Genomic DNA, 14837 nt, shown 5'->3' with positions numbered 1-14837 from the left:
TGATCCCATGGTGCACCTCAGACCGCGGCGGCTCAGGCCGCGCGGCGCCGCTCCTGCAGGATGCGGCCGTCGAGCATGTTGACGATGCGGCTGGCGAAGTCGGCATGCGCCGGGGAGTGCGTGACCATGACGATGGTCGAGCCTTCCTGGTTCAGCTGGCGGAGCATCCGCATGACCTCTTCGCCGTGCGCGGTGTCGAGGTTGCCGGTCGGCTCGTCGGCGAGGATCAGCTTGGGCTCGCCCACTAGTGCGCGGGCGACAGCGACGCGCTGCTGCTGGCCGCCGGACAGCTGGGTCGGACGGTGCTTGGCGCGGTGGGCGATGCCGACCTTGTCGAGCACGCGATCGACGCGCGCCTTGCGCTCGCCGGCCGGGATATTGTGGTAGAGGAGGGCGAGCTCGACATTCTCGCGGACCGTCAGCTCGTCGACCAGATTGAAGCTCTGGAAGATGAAGCCGATGTTGGCCTTGCGGGTGTCGGCGAGTTGCGTCTCGCTCAGCCCCGCGACTTCATGGCCGTTGAAGACATAGGAGCCTGCCGTCGGGCTATCCAGCATGCCCATGACGTTGAGGAGCGTCGATTTGCCGCAGCCCGACGGGCCCATGATCGCGACGAATTCGCCGTCGGCGATGTCGAGGTCGATGGCGTCGAGCGCGGTCGTCTCGACCGTGTCGGTGCGGTAGGTCTTGGTCAGGCCGGTCATGGTCAGCATGGAACAGGTCCCTTTCTCTTATTCGCTCTCGAAATTCAGACGGTCCTTGTCGACCATCCCGCTGTAGGAAGAGGTGACGACTTTCTCCCCGGGCTTCAGCCCGCCGAGCACCTCGATGAAGTCGGCATTCTTTCGGCCGATCTGGATTTGACGCTTGGTGGCGCTGCTGCCGCCGCTGTCGACGACGAACACCCACTGGCCACCGGTATCGTTGAAGAAGGCCCCGTTCGGGATCAGCACCGCGCGGCTGGAATCGCCGAGCGTCAGCTTGACCTGCAAGGTTTGGCCGCGCTGGATCGATTGCGGCTCGGCTCCAAGGAAAATGAGCTCCGCCTGGAACTGGCCGTTGCGGACCTGGGGGAGGACCTTCGTCACCTTCATGCGATAGGTCTTGCCGTCGGCATCGACCGTCGCGGTCTGGCCGGCGCGCACGCGGCCGAGATAGAATTCATCAACGTCAGCGACCAGCTTGTCGGCGCCGGCGCTGTCGATCTGGCCGATGCGCTGGCCTTGCTGGAGCGACTGGCCGAGCTGGATGTCGAAGCCGCTGAGCTGCCCGGTTACAGGCGCACGGATATTGAGCTGGCCGAGGCTGTTCCTAGCGATACCCATGCTCGAGCTGAGCGAGCCGGCGGCCGCGCGGAGCTGGACCAGCTGGCTCGACTGCAGCGCCTCGGTCTGGGCGATGCTGCGCTGCAGGATCGCCAACCGCTGCTGCTGATACTGCAGGTCGTCCTTGGTGTCGTTGAAGGTCTTCTTCGCGACGAAACCCTTGTCGGCGAGATCTTTCTGGAGGTCGTAAAGCCGCCGGGCCTTAGCGAGGTCCGTCTCCGCCTGGTTGAGGTCGCGTAGGTTGGAATTGCGGGTCTGGGTCAGTGCCAGTTCCTGGCTGCGCATGTTGTTGAGCTGCTGCTCGACCTCAGCCTGCTTCTCGAGAGTCGACAATTGCAATTCAGCGTTGGACAGGACGGCCAGTAACTGGCCTTCGGTGACCTGGGCGCCGTCCTCGACGACCCTCTTTTCGACGCGGCCGCCCTCGACGGCGTCGAGGTAGACGGTCACCAGTGGAGTGACGCGGGCACGGAGCGGCAGGAAGTCCTCGAACACGCCTTTGTCGACCGTCGAAATCGTCAGCCGGTCCATGGCAACGGATTGCGAACCGGCGCGCGGGGCGAACAGCCAGAAGGCGATGATCAAGATCAGAGCCAAGCCGCCGGCACCGGCGATCAGGATGCGCTTGTCGATCCGCTTGCGGACGACGACTTTGTCCATCGCGCCGCCGCTGACCGCACTGGGTTCTTCGTGCTCGTTCTTGCGGAATTCCATCACGCTCATTGTTCGGCTCCGGACAGTTCGTGTCCGAAAACGGACAAAAATAACGGCGCCGCAACGGCCCCTACGCTCACGAAACAGGTTGTAATCGATCCGCTCATGCCCAAATAGCTGCAAGCGGCGTGCCAAATTGGCTTTGACTACAAATGTAGCTGTTCGTTTCCGGACAATGGCGCTAGGGTCGAAACGAGATGAGCCAGCCTTTCGACTTTGCCCTGGTGGTTGACGATGATCCCGACATCGCGCTCGCCGCGCGGCTGGCGCTGCGCGAGCTTTTCGCTAGGGTCGAGACACTGACCGCGCCGGATGAACTGGCGACGGTGCTCAAGAAGGACTCGCCCGACGTCATCCTCCTGGACCTGAATTTTGAACGCGGCGCAACCGATGGGAGCGAAGGCCTGGAGCAATTGGGCCGGATCATGAAGCTCGACCCGGATGCGGCGGTGGTCATCATCACTGCCCATGGAGCGGTGTCGGTGGCGGTCGAGGCGATCAAGCGGGGCGCCAGCGATTTTGTCGCGAAGCCGTGGGGCAATGAGCGGCTTGCGGCGACGGTACGCAGCGCGGCCGCCCTAAGGCGGACACGGATCGAGGCAAGGCTGGAGCGAGAACGGTCGACGGAAATCGGCCAGTCGAGCGCCGAGACGCCGTTGCTCGGAAAGTCCGACGCGATGAGCCGTGTGCGCCAGCTGATCGAGCGGGCGGCGCCGACCGACGCGAATGTCCTGATCCTCGGCGAGAACGGCACCGGCAAGGAAATCGTCGCTCGCGAAATCCATCGCCTGTCGCGCCGTGCAGGCAAGCCCATGGTTGCCATCGACCTTGGCGCGACCAGCGAGAGCCTGTTCGAATCCGAGCTTTTCGGTCACATGAAAGGCGCCTTCACCGGTGCGTCTTCCGACCGTCTCGGCCGCCTCAAGGCCGCCGACCACAGTACCCTGTTCCTCGATGAGATCGGCAATCTGCCGCTGCATCTCCAGCCCAAGCTGCTGACCGCGCTGGAGCAAAGGCAGGTCGTCCCGGTCGGCGCCAACAAGGCGGTGCCGATCGACGTCCGCGTTGTCGCCGCGACCAACCTGTCCGCCGAGAAGCTGTCGGACGAAAACCGCTTCCGCCAGGACCTGCTGTTCCGGCTGAATACAATCGAGATCCACTTGCCGGCGCTCCGGGCACGGCGCGAAGACATTCCCGTGCTGCTGGAGCATTATCTCTCTCAATATGCGCGCAAGTACGACAAGCCTGTACGGGAGCTTGGCGGCGACGCCCTCGACCTGCTCGTCAATTACGACTGGCCGGGCAATGTCCGGGCGCTGCGCCACGCCGCCGAGCGCGCTGTCATCCTTGCGGACGGCGATAGCTACCGGATCGAGGATTTTCCGCTGCCGAGCCGGCCGGATGCGCCGTCGCTGCAATTGCTGGGTGGCAACCTCAATCTCGACCAACTCGAGAAGCAGATGATCGAGCGAGCATTGCGGATGCACCATTTCAACATCTCGCTCGCGGCGTCGGAATTGGGGCTCAGCCGCGGCGCGCTGTACCGGCGCATGGAAAAGCATGGCCTTTAAGCAGAAGCCGGCCTTCCGCCGCCGCTTCGAGTTCGGTCTCGCCTGGCGGACGGCGGTCCTGCTGGCGGCAATCTGGCTGTTCATCGAGTCCATGCGGATGGCCGACTTGCGCGCGGCCCGGATGGTCGCGCTGCTCATCGCCTTCGCGGCGCTCGCCAGCCTCTGGGCTTTCATCCGCCGGACCAATTTCCAGGTCTCACGGTTCATCGAATCCGTGCGCTTCGAGGATTATGCGCAGCGCTTCTCCGATCCCAGCGGCGGCGGCTTCGACGTCCTTGGCGACACGCTCGATGCGGCGTTGAAGCAGCTTCAGGCGCGCCACGTCAGCGCTTCGTCCGAAGCGCGCTATTTGTCCGCCATTGTCGACGACAGTCCGAGCGCGCTGGTCGCCATCGACCAGGACGGCAAGGTCGAGATGCTGAACAAATCGGCGCGCCAGTTGATGGCCCAGCTACACATCGCCCGCGCGGAAGATTTGCGCGAGCTGGGACCCGAGCTTGCCGCCGCGGTCCAATTGCCGCCGGGCACGCGTAAGATCACGCGTCTGATGATCGAGGGCGTGCCGCACCGGGCAATTTTCGCGTCAGCCCATGTCGCGCGCCTGGAAGGCGGAGTCACCGTCCTTTCCATCCTGCCCGTGCAGAGCGAGTTGGGGGCTCTGGAAATCGCGGCCCAGGCGGACCTCGTCCGGGTTCTCACCCACGAAATCATGAACTCGCTGACCCCGGTTACGTCGCTTGCGCGGTCCGCGGCGGAAATGGTCGCGGCTGCGGAGGCCAAGGGTATCGACCTCGGCGATGCGCGCATTGCAACCGAAACCGTTGCCCGCCGCGCCGAAGGCATCTCCCGCTTCGTCGAAAGCTATCGCGAATTCGCGCAGGCGCCGGAAGTCCATCGCCAGAGCTTCCCGGCCAAGCCCTGGGCGGAGGAGATTTTGCGCCTGGCAACCGCGAGCATGCCGGATCGTGAGATCGATACCCGTATCGACGTGACGCCGCCGACCTTGAAGGTCAGTGGAGACCCCGAACTCCTGGCGCAGGCGCTCATCAACCTGTTGCGCAACGCCATCCGGGCGACTGCTGACGTCGCGAAGCCACAGCTTCGTTTCGCCATCGTCCGGCAGCCGAGAGGGCAGGTGAGGATCGAAATCCGGGACAATGGCCCGGGCATCCCGCCGGATCGTCGGGACGACATCTTCCTGCCGTTCTATACCACGCACAAGGGCGGCAGCGGAGTCGGCCTGAGCTTCGCCCGCCAAGTGGCCCTGGCGCACGGCGGATCGATCAGCGCCGGCGACGCACCCGAGGGCGGCGCCAGCCTGATTCTGGTGATCTAAGAACGGCGCGGGCTTAGCCCTCGTCCTGCTCTTCCTCGAACAGCTCTGCATTTTCTGCGGTCGCCGACAGACGCACCTGGTCGCCCTCGACACCGGCGATCAGGCCTGCGGAGAGAAAATGGTGGTGGCCCTCATGGCTGCCGCTGCCGCTATCGGCCTTGGTCAGCTTGATGCGGTGGCCTTCGATCCGGTCGACGGTTCCGACATGCACCCCGTCGGCGCCGATGACTTCCATACCTTCACGGATTTGGTCGATGCTCATCGCTTTCTCCATCAGTTTGGGCGGATCAACGCCCTAGCACCGAATAAGCTTCGTTACGATGACGGTCCGCACTTGATTGCGTCGGCGTTTGCCATACAAGTCGCGGCGGGGCGGGTGTGGCATGCGGCGTTTAGCGCATGCGTTTGAGAGGAAGCGCCTTTGTCCGACTTGTTGGCTCTGTCGGAAGAGCAGCGTTTCAGGCTGCTGATTAACTCTGTCACCGACTACGCCATCTACATGCTCGACACGGAAGGTCGCGTCGCGACCTGGAACCCAGGCGCCGAGCGTTTCAAGGGGTACAAGGCCGGCGAGATCATCGGCAAACATTACTCGCGCTTCTTCACGCCCGAAGACGCCTCGGCAGACCTGCCTGGCAAGGCCTTGCGGATCGCCGCTCGGGAAGGACGTTACGAAGCCGAAGGCTGGAGGATCCGCAAGGACGGCACCCGATTTTGGGCCAATGCAGTACTCGATCCGATCCGGGGTGATGACGGGAAGCTGATCGGCTTTGCCAAGATTACGCGCGATATCACCGACAAACGCGAACATGACCGGGCGCTCTACGAAAGCGAACAGGCGTTCCGGATGCTGGTCCAGGGCGTTACCGATTATGCCATTTACATGCTCGACAATGGCGGGCGCGTTACCAACTGGAATCCCGGTGCGGAGACGATCAAGGGTTATAGCGAGGACGAGATTGTCGGCGAGCACTTTTCCCGTTTCTACACCGAAGAAGATCGGGAAAACGGCGAGCCCGAGCGGGCGCTCCAGATTGCGCTGAAGGAGGGAAAATACGAGCGCGAAGCCTGGCGCGTGCGCAAGGACGGAACGTTATTCTGGGCGCATGTCCTGATCGATCCGATCTTCAACGAGCAAGGGGAGCATATCGGCTTCGCCAAGATCACTCGCGATATTACCCAGAGAAAGCGCGCACAGGAGGAGCTTGAGCAGACCAGGGAAGTCCTGGCGCAATCGCAAAAGCTGCAGGCGTTGGGCGAACTCACCGGAGGCATCGCCCACGATTTCAACAACCTGATGACCGTGATCGCCGGGGCGAGCGACTTCTTGCTCAAGAATCGCGACCTGCCCGAGGAAAAGAAAGTTCGTTATCTCGAGGCCATCGTCGAGACAACGGGGCGCGCCAAGGCGCTGACGGACCACTTGCTGGCTTTCGGGCGGCGGCAGTCGCTGAATCCTGTCGTAATCGATCTCGCCGTGCGACTCGATGCCCTGGCCGAAATGACCGGGCGGATGCTGGGATCGCTGTTCAAGGTCAATCTTGAGATTCATTCAAAGTCGCCGGTCGTCGAGGTCGATTCCGCGCATCTTGAGACTGCGTTGCTGAATGCTGTCGTCAACGCCCGCGACGCCATGCCGGAGGGCGGTGAACTGACTTTGTCGACGTCGGACTGCCAGCTGGAGGGCCGCGATGCCATTTGCATCAGCGTCCGCGATAACGGGCCGGGAATTCCTCCTGACGTTCTCAAGCGGGTCTTCGAGCCATTCTACACCACCAAGGCAATCGGCAAGGGTACCGGACTCGGCCTCTCCCAGATTCATGGCTTCGCGGCTCAAGCCGGCGGCGCCGCCGAGATCAGGTCGCAAGAGGGTGTCGGCACCGAAGTCAGGATCATTCTTCTCCGCACGCAAAAGACGGTCGAAAACGACACGCCTGGTGAAAATTGCGCGGCCCTGCCCAACGGCCTCAAGGTCCTGCTCGTCGAGGACAATCTACAGGTTCGGGAGTTTGCAGCGGAGTTGCTGAAAGACCTGCGTTGCGAGGTCCATGCCTGCGAAAGCGGCGACGAAGCCTTGGAAAAGGCGCTCGCCCAGGATTTCGACTTGGTCTTTTCCGATATCGTCATGCCGGGTCTCAGCGGCTTGCAGCTGGCGCAGGCCATAGAGAAGGCTCGTCCCAACCTGCCGATATTGCTGGCCACAGGTTACAGTGACGAGCTCGTGGGCAAGCACTCAAATCATTGGGCGGTCGTAGCCAAGCCGTATGACGGCACCACCCTCGCCGCCGCGATCGCGGCGGCCATTCAAGATAAGCGAGCAGGCTAGCCGGCGAAACGGATGGTGTGCCGAGTACCGTTTTCGTCCGATTTTGCCTCGTGCTTGGCCTTCAGCTGCTTGACGAAAGTCTGGACCAGTCTTGAGCCGAGGCCGGTGCCGCGGCTCTTGCCGGATCCGTCGATGCCGACGCCATTGTCAGCGACAACGAGCTCAATCTCCTTGCCAGCCTTCCTCAGGCTGACGCCGATCGATCCGTGACGTCCGTCGGGAAACGCGTGCTTCAGTGCGTTCGTGACGAGTTCGTTGACCAGGATGGAAATGCGGACTGTCGAATCGGCGTCGAGGATCATGTCGTCAAAAGCGCAGGTCAGCCGGACTCCGGGTCGGGACAAGCCTTTCTCGATCTGCCGGCAAAGCTCGTGGAGGTGGTCGGCAATTCGCACCTCCTCGAGGCTCTCGCTGGCGACGGCGAGCTTTTTCGACGCGTCGGCGATGGCCTTGATGCGGTCGGCGACCTGCTGCAGCGCGTTCTTGACGGTCGCGTCGTCGGCGCTCTTCGCCTGGGCCAGGACGAGTGCCAGCACGGTCTGATAATTGTTGCTGGTGCGGTGATCGATTTCCTTCAGCGCCTGCTGCAGCAACCCCAGCTGCGATTCACGCTTCGACCATGCGAGCGCGATTTCGCGCTGGTACAATCCGATGATGGCTAGGATCGCCAACTCGCAGGCGGTGGCGGTCACGAAAGCGCTTGTCGCGACGGCCTCCTTGGGACCGAGCGAGCCCCGGGGCGCCATGATGAAGATCCAGATCAGGGCCTGGCCCAGGATCAGCGTCATCAGCCCTGCGCGCCAGCCAGCCAGCACCGCCGCGGCCGCGATGCCGACGAAAATCGGCGCCAGCGGCGCGGTCTCGCCTACCAGGGGATAGAGTAGCAGGCGCGCGGCAAAGATGATGAGAGGCAGGCCGACACCTACCGCCACCTCAACAAGGATCGGCGGCAGCCTGCCCGCAAAGCGCTCCGGAAGCCGTGAACGAAAAATCCTTCTGATACGCCGCCCCACTCTGGCCAGCTTGCCCTGCCGGCTGTGGAAAACTTCTCACGAGTCGCAACCCGCCGCAATAAGCTATGTAAACCAGGCCGACGGGTTGAGTCGGACCAGCCTGGGATGCAGTTTGAGATCTGCAAAGGGGAGGTGGGCATGGACGTGAAGCAAAGCGCGGTTGCGGCGCCGCGCTGGTTCACAGCGGCGGCAATTGCAGCAGTCCTTTGGGAAGCGCTCGGTTGTTCGATGTTTCTCATGCAGGCGATGGCCGACCCCGCCTCGCTGCCTCTCGACCAACGCGCTGCCTGGGCCGCGACGCCGGCCTGGATGAACGCGGCGTGGGGTTTTGCCGTCGTCACGGGCATTGCCGGCGCGGTGCTGCTCGTGATGCGCCGGCGTCAGTCGGAGCCGCTGCTGCTGCTCTCTTTCCTCGCAGTCGTCGTTCAGTTCAGCGGGATGGTCCTGGTTCCGGCACTGCGAAACCTGACAAATTCAGACGATCTGTTCATGCCCTTCATCGTCGGCGTGATCTGCTACGCCGTCTGGCACTTGGCCCGCCGGGCAAGGAAGGAAGGCTGGCTTCGCTAGCCAGTCTTCCGCCTTCCTAACAGTCGTGCGGCTTGCCGACGTTGACCTTCAGGCATTCGGCTTTCTGCTTGGCCTTCTTGGCCTTGCGCGCGTCGGCAAGGTCGGCCTTTGCATCGGTTTCCCCACTGGCGCTCACATCGGCATTAGCAGCCGGATCCGCCTTCGCGGAGGCCTGCGCGTCGGTGCTGGCCGCGGCGCCCGCAGCCGGCGCCGGATCTTCCTTGGCGGTGGCCTGGACATCGGCGGTTGCGGGGGCCGTTGAATCGGGCGGAATCTCGGTCTGGCCGAGCGCGACCCCAGCGCCAAGCGTCAAAAGTGCCCCGGCCATGAGTGTCTTGAACATGATGATCTCCATTCCCTGTAAGCGCACGCAAATGCGCCGAGCGTTGACCAACCCACGTTCATAAAGGTGCGGTTCCGGTCGTTCCGGCTCGTCATCGGTGGCCTGTTGGACCGGTGGGGTGGCTGACGGGGAAGCGAACGATTAGAAGGCCGCTCATGTCGACTTTCACCATCGATACGGCGACGAGCCGGGCGACGCCCTCGCCGGTCCCCGGCAAGCGCATGACCGTCCCCGCCATCCGGGCCCGCAAGAAAGACGGGAAGACCGAGCAGCCGCTGGTCATGCTGACCGCCTACACGATGCGGATGGCCCAGTTGCTCGATCCGCATTGCGAGGTCTTGCTGGTCGGAGACAGCCTGGGGCAGGTGATCTACGGGCTGCCTTCCACCGTTCCGGTAACTCTGGAAATGATGTGCGCGCACGGCGCGGCGGTGGTGCGTGGCAGTTGGCACAGCCTCGTCGCGGTCGACATGCCGTTCGGCAGCTATGAGGGTTCGCCCGAACAGGCCTTCGCTAGCGCCTCGCGAATCTTGAAGGAGACCGGCTGCGCGGCGGTGAAGCTCGAAGGCGGCGAGGCGATGGCGGAGACGATCGACTTCCTCACCCACCGCGGCATCCCGGTTATCGGCCATGTCGGCCTGACGCCGCAGGCGGTGAACGTGCTCGGCGGCTACGGCGCGCGCGGCAAGAGCTCGGATGAGGCGAAGAAAATCCTCGCCGACGCCAAGGCGGTCGATCAAGCCGGCGCGTTCCTGATCGTGGTCGAAGGGGTTATGGAAGAGATTGCAAACAAGGTGACCGCTGAGGTGAAAGCCCCAGTGATCGGCATCGGCGCTTCGGCCCAATGCGATGGGCAGGTGCTCGTCACCGAGGATATGCTCGGCCTGTTCGAGCGGACGCCTCGTTTCGTGAAGCGCTACGCCGACCTCGCGAGCGAAATCGGCACGGCGGCGGCCAAATACCGCCAGGAAGTGATCGATCGAGGCTTCCCCACCGCCGACCAGACCTACCGGCCGAAGAGTTAGTTTCAGCCGATGACCCTGGTAGCAGCTTACAAATATCGCGGAGGCGAACGGGTCGAGGAGGTCAACCTCTACGATCCGAACCTGGTTTGCGAAGAAAATGAGTTCGTCTGGGTCGGCGTCGTCGAGCCAACGGAGGAGGAGCTCGCCTCGCTCCAGAAAAAGTTCGATCTGCACCCGCTGGCTGTCGAGGACGCCCACAAGGCGCATCAACTGCCCAAGGTCGAAGTCTATGGCGACCAGCTGTTCGTCGTCGCGACGACCGCTAGCTTCCGCGACGACGCCATCAGCTATGGCGAGACCGCCATCTTCGTTGGAAAACGCCACATCGTCACGGTTCGCCACGGATCTGTCCGCGACCACGGCATGCTGCGGGCGCAGCTGGAGGCATCGTCGAAGCTTCTCGCGCATGGGGTCGACTATGTGCTCCACGGCGTGCTCGATTTCATCGTCGACGGCTATCAGCCGGTGGTCGAGGAGATCGAGGAGGACGTGCTGGCGATCGAAACCTCTGCGGTCGATGCCTTCCTCAGCCGTGAGGAGGTCTCGCGGCTGTTCGCGCTGCGGCGTGAGGTCATTCGTTTCCAGCGGCACCTGGGCCCGATGACGGAAGTCTGCAGCCGGCTCGTGCGCGTCGACCTGCCCGTAATCGACGCCAATATCCGGCCCTATTTCCGCGACGTGCTGGACCACGTGCAACGTGTCAGCACGCGCGTCGATGCAGTGAAGGACGCGATTGCCAGCGTGTTCGAGGTCAGCACATTGTTCGAGCAGCAGCGGCAGGGCGAAATCACCCGCAAGCTGGCCGCCTGGGCGGCAATTCTGGCGGTGCCGACCGCGATCGCCGGCATTTACGGGATGAATTTCACCAACATGCCCGAGATCGACACGAAGTACGGCTACTATGTCGTCCTCGTTGTGATCGTCGCCCTTTGCACATTGCTATACGGCCGCTTCCGCCGAAGCGGCTGGCTCTGACGCAGGGCCCAAGTGCAGGTCGTGCGCCGCACGACCTGCGCTTGGGCCTTTGCCTTTCTTCCGCGGTTCGCTAGACGGGCGCCCGAGCCAGCTTTCGTTCATTATGAGGGGGGAAGGAAGCAGCTGGTGAATCCTATCCCCTTGGCATGAGGACCGAATTGGCGCTTCCCACCGACCCAGCCGAATCCTTCGTCCGCGAAGTCGACGAGAATCTACGCCGCGACCAGGCCCAGGATTTCCTGAAGAAGAACGGGCCGTGGATCGTCGGCGCCGTCCTCCTCTTCCTCGCCGCAGTCGCCGGCTATCTCTATTGGCAGGACCGCCAGCTGAAGGCGTCGGAAGCCGACACCGAAAAGCTGAACGAGGTCATGGTGGAGATTGGCGGCGGGCAAATCGCCACTGCCGAGAAGGACCTGCCGGCACTCCAGGGCTCGAAGTCGGAAGGCATCAGCGCCGCCGCTCGCCTTACCCATGCAGCACTCTTGCTGGACAAGTCGGACCGTAAGGCGGCGATGGATGAATATCGCGCCGTCGCCAACGACAAGGACTTGGCCCAGCCCTATCGCGACATGGCGATGATCCGACTGACCGCGCTCGAATTCGACCAGATCAAGCCCGAGGACGTGATCTCCCGGCTTGAGACGCTCGCCAAGCCCGGCAATCCATGGTTCGGCAGCGCCGGCGAACTGACCGCCATGGCGATGCTCAAGCAGGGCAAGAAGAGCGAGGCGGGGCGCATGTTCGCCGCCATGGCCGCCGACAAGCAGGTTCCCATTACCATCCGTAGCCGCGCGGTGCAGATCGCCGGTACGCTCGGCGTCGACGCCACTGCGTCGCTGCCTGCCGCAGCCCGATAGGACTGAAATCAATGAAGCGTAGCGTTTACAAGATTGGCATGGTTTTCGCGGCGGCCGCCCTGCTCGGCGGTTGCAACCCGTTCAAGAAGGACAAGCCGAAGACACCGGTCGTCGGCGAGCGCATCTCGGTGCTGGCCAGCGAAAGCGACGTCGAAATCGACGATGAAACGGCGGCCATGCCGTTCACCTTGCCCGAGGCGGTGGCGAACGAGGACTGGACGCAGCCGGGCGGCAATGCCCAGAAGTCGATGGGGCACCTCGCCCTCGGCAACAGCCTCGGGACGGCCTGGACCGTTTCCATCGGCGAAGGCAGCAGCAACAAGTCGCGCCTCGTTAGCTCGCCGGTCGTCGGCGGCGGCCGCGTCTACACGATCGATGCCATCGGCACTGTCCGGGCCTTCGACGTGCGCAACGGCGGCCAGGTCTGGAGCAGCAGCTTCGGCAAGGACATCAGCCGCGAAAGCAATTACGGCGGCGGCGTCGCCTACGACAACGGCCGGGTCTATGCGACCAACGGCAACGGTTTCGTCGCTGCGCTCGATGCCACGAACGGCGGTGTTGTCTGGACGGTGAAGCCGGGCGGCCCGCTGCGCGGCGCGCCGACTGCCACCAGCGATTCCGTTTATGTCATGAGCCAGGACAACCAGCTCTATGCGCTGAAGGAAAGCGACGGCACGACCAACTGGTCCAGCGCCGCGGCCCTTGAAATCGCCGGCATCTTCGGTGCGGCCTCGCCCTCGGTCGTTTCCGGCACCGTCGTCGCGGGTTTCTCGTCGGGCGAGCTCAACGCCTACCGTTACGAGAACGGACGCCAGGTCTGGAGCGACACTTTGTCGCGCACCAGCATCTCGACCAGCGTTGCCGCTTTGTCCGACATCGACGCCGATCCGGTCGTCGACGGCGGCCAGGTCTTCTCGATCGGCAAGGGTGGCCGCATGGTCGCCCTCGAGCTCACAAGCGGCCAGCGCATGTGGGAACTCAACATTGCCGGCAACGCGACCCCCTGGGTGGCGGGCGACTGGGTGTTCGTTGTGACCGATGAGGCCAAGGCGATTGCGCTCAACCGGACCAACGGCAAGGTCCGCTGGATCAATCAGCTGCCGCGCTGGGAAAATGAAAAGGGCAAGAAGAACCCGATCTTCTATTACGGCCCGGTGCTGGCCGGCGGCCGGCTTGTTCTGGTCAGCTCGCGCGGCGCGCTGATCAACATCAACCCGGAAAATGGCGCGTTCCTGACGCAGAGCCAGGTCGGCGCGGGCATCAGCCTGCAGCCGGTCGTCGCGGGGTCGACCCTGTTCGTGCTCGACGATCGCGGCCGGTTGACCGCCTTCCGCTAAGGTTGACCCGGAGGCAGGGGGCGGGCAGGGCGTCGCGCCATGCCCCTTCCCGTCGTCGCCATCATCGGCCGTCCCAATGTCGGCAAGTCGACCCTGTTCAACAGGCTGGTCGGCAAGCGCCTGGCGCTTGTCGATGACAGGCCCGGCGTCACCCGTGACCGGCGCGAGGGAGAGGCGCGCCTGTTCGACCTGACCTTCACGATCATGGACACGGCGGGGTTCGAGGACGAGGACCCCCACACGCTTCCCGGCCGCATGCGCGCCCAGACCGAAGCGGCGGTCCGCGACGCCGACGCCGCCTTGTTCCTGGTCGATGCTCGGGCTGGCATCACCCCGCTCGACGAGGAAATCGGCCGCTGGCTTCGTGGCGAGGACACGCCCGTGATCGTCGCCGCCAACAAGGCCGAAGGCCGAGGCGGCGAAGCCGGGCGCCTTGAGGCCTTCGCCCTTGGCCTTGGCGAGCCAATCGCCTTGTCCGCCGAACATGGCGAAGGCCTTGCCGATTTGTTCGAATCCCTCCGACCCTATGTCGAGCGCGAGGAGGAAGAGACCGTCGAGGAGGACGAGGAAGACCCCAGCCGTCCCCTGCATATCGCGATCGTCGGCCGTCCCAACGCCGGCAAGTCCACCCTCGTCAACACCATGCTCGGCGAGGAACGGATGATCACTGGCCCCGAGGCCGGAATCACCCGGGACTCGATCAAGCTGGACTGGGAATGGAAAGGCCGCGGCGTCCATCTCGTCGACACGGCGGGCCTCAGGAAGCGCGCCAAAGTCGAGGACAAGCTGGAAAAGCTGTCGGCCATGGATACCCGCCGCGCCATCGACATGGCCGAGGTGGTCGTGCTCTTGCTGGACGCCACGCGCGGGCTCGAGGCGCAGGATTTGCGCATCGCCGACCAGGTGATCGAGGAGGGCCGCGGCCTAGTCATCGCGCTCAACAAATGGGACGTTGCCGACCATGCCTCGTCGCTCTTCAACGGCGTCAAGGCAGCGTTGCAGGAGGGGCTGTCGCAGCTGAAGGACGTGCCGCTGCTCACAGTCTCGGCCAAGACCGGAAAGGGCATCGACCAACTGCTCGGCGCCGCCTTTGAAATCCGCGACAGTTGGTCGCGGCGCGTCACGACGGGCGAGCTCAACCGCTGGTTCGAGAAGGCGGTGGATAACAACCCGCCGCCGGCGCCGGGCGGCCGTCGCATCAAGCTGCGCTACATCACCCAGGTAAAGACCCGGCCGCCGACGTTCGTCGTATTCGGGACTAGGGTCGACCAGCTGCCGGAAAGCTACCGGCGTTATTTGCTCAACTCGATGCGGCGCGACCTGAAGCTTGGTGCCGTGCCGCTCCGGATGACGATGCGCGCGCCGAAGAATCCCTACGACGCTAACAAGGATTAGCCCCAATAATAACCGGCTCTTTACCCTTTTGCGGCTAGACCAGCAGCGTG

General features: G+C 63.7%; 14 protein-coding genes. 9 read left to right on the top strand and 5 right to left on the bottom strand.

Going from position 1 to position 14837, the window contains the following annotated elements; genetic code table 11:
• Positions 1–32: 32 nt before the first annotated feature.
• Together LZ536_RS05620 and LZ536_RS05615 are read right to left on the bottom strand one after the other, a co-directional pair.
• A complete protein-coding gene (locus tag LZ536_RS05620; RefSeq protein WP_249847308.1) occupies positions 33–713 on the bottom strand; it encodes an ABC transporter ATP-binding protein in 681 nt (226 codons plus the stop codon).
• Positions 714–731: 18 nt separating this feature from the next.
• The gene (locus tag LZ536_RS05615; RefSeq protein WP_249847307.1) at positions 732–2048 is read right to left on the bottom strand and encodes an efflux RND transporter periplasmic adaptor subunit; all 1317 of its coding nucleotides are present in this window, start codon (positions 2046–2048) and stop codon (positions 732–734) included.
• A 188-nt stretch (positions 2049–2236) separates the two neighbouring features.
• Between LZ536_RS05615 and LZ536_RS05610 the strand changes: the two genes are divergently transcribed.
• Together LZ536_RS05610 and LZ536_RS05605 are read left to right on the top strand one after the other, a co-directional pair.
• Positions 2237–3610: a sigma-54-dependent transcriptional regulator gene (locus LZ536_RS05610; protein ID WP_249847306.1), complete on the top strand. Its 1374-nt coding sequence runs from the start codon at positions 2237–2239 to the stop codon at positions 3608–3610.
• Positions 3600–4946: a sensor histidine kinase gene (locus tag LZ536_RS05605; protein ID WP_249847305.1), complete on the top strand. Its 1347-nt coding sequence runs from the start codon at positions 3600–3602 to the stop codon at positions 4944–4946. The genes LZ536_RS05610 and LZ536_RS05605 overlap by 11 nt, the downstream gene beginning before the upstream one ends.
• A gap of 13 nt (positions 4947–4959) precedes the next feature.
• On the opposite strand, the gene LZ536_RS05600 is transcribed toward LZ536_RS05605, so the two are convergent.
• Positions 4960–5208, bottom strand: coding sequence for a DUF2171 domain-containing protein (locus LZ536_RS05600; RefSeq protein ID WP_249847304.1), 249 nt, complete (start codon positions 5206–5208; stop codon positions 4960–4962).
• A gap of 159 nt (positions 5209–5367) precedes the next feature.
• Here LZ536_RS05600 and LZ536_RS05595 point away from each other — a divergent pair, with 159 nt between their 5' ends.
• Positions 5368–7272, top strand: a complete 1905-nt coding sequence (locus LZ536_RS05595) for a hybrid sensor histidine kinase/response regulator (RefSeq protein ID WP_249847303.1) — start codon at positions 5368–5370, stop codon at positions 7270–7272.
• Here the strand turns inward: LZ536_RS05595 and LZ536_RS05590 are convergent.
• Complete coding sequence (locus LZ536_RS05590) at positions 7269–8285, bottom strand: sensor histidine kinase (RefSeq protein WP_249847302.1); 1017 nt, start codon at positions 8283–8285, stop codon at positions 7269–7271. The genes LZ536_RS05595 and LZ536_RS05590 overlap by 4 nt on opposite strands.
• Before the next feature lie 138 nt (positions 8286–8423).
• Between LZ536_RS05590 and LZ536_RS05585 the strand changes: the two genes are divergently transcribed.
• Positions 8424–8855 carry a hypothetical protein gene (locus tag LZ536_RS05585; RefSeq protein ID WP_249847301.1) on the top strand — a complete coding sequence of 144 codons (432 nt, stop codon included), beginning with the start codon at positions 8424–8426 and terminating at the stop codon, positions 8853–8855.
• A 16-nt stretch (positions 8856–8871) separates the two neighbouring features.
• Here the strand turns inward: LZ536_RS05585 and LZ536_RS05580 are convergent, their stop codons facing one another.
• Complete coding sequence (locus LZ536_RS05580; RefSeq protein ID WP_249847300.1) at positions 8872–9198, bottom strand: hypothetical protein; 327 nt, start codon at positions 9196–9198, stop codon at positions 8872–8874.
• A 155-nt stretch (positions 9199–9353) separates the two neighbouring features.
• Here LZ536_RS05580 and panB point away from each other — a divergent pair, with 155 nt between their 5' ends.
• The 5 genes from panB to der all read left to right on the top strand — a co-directional run bounded on the left by panB (position 9354) and on the right by der (position 14787).
• The gene (gene panB, locus LZ536_RS05575) at positions 9354–10223 is read left to right on the top strand and encodes a 3-methyl-2-oxobutanoate hydroxymethyltransferase (RefSeq protein WP_249847299.1); all 870 of its coding nucleotides are present in this window, start codon (positions 9354–9356) and stop codon (positions 10221–10223) included.
• Between the two features lie 9 nt (positions 10224–10232).
• The gene (corA, locus tag LZ536_RS05570; RefSeq protein ID WP_249847298.1) at positions 10233–11198 is read left to right on the top strand and encodes a magnesium/cobalt transporter CorA; all 966 of its coding nucleotides are present in this window, start codon (positions 10233–10235) and stop codon (positions 11196–11198) included.
• Positions 11199–11344: 146 nt separating this feature from the next.
• Positions 11345–12055, top strand: a complete 711-nt coding sequence (locus LZ536_RS05565) for a tetratricopeptide repeat protein (protein WP_249847297.1) — start codon at positions 11345–11347, stop codon at positions 12053–12055.
• A gap of 11 nt (positions 12056–12066) precedes the next feature.
• A complete protein-coding gene (locus LZ536_RS05560; RefSeq protein ID WP_249847296.1) occupies positions 12067–13392 on the top strand; it encodes an outer membrane protein assembly factor BamB family protein in 1326 nt (441 codons plus the stop codon).
• Positions 13393–13431: 39 nt separating this feature from the next.
• Positions 13432–14787: a ribosome biogenesis GTPase Der gene (gene der / locus LZ536_RS05555; RefSeq protein ID WP_249847295.1), complete on the top strand. Its 1356-nt coding sequence runs from the start codon at positions 13432–13434 to the stop codon at positions 14785–14787.
• Positions 14788–14837: the final 50 nt, after the last annotated feature.

Source organism: Sphingomonas alba, assembly GCF_023516555.1.
GTDB classification, from domain to species: Bacteria; Pseudomonadota; Alphaproteobacteria; order Sphingomonadales; family Sphingomonadaceae; genus Sphingomicrobium; species Sphingomicrobium album.
Note: the sequence above shows the minus strand (reverse complement) of the source record. Positions and strands in the feature narration are given on the sequence as shown.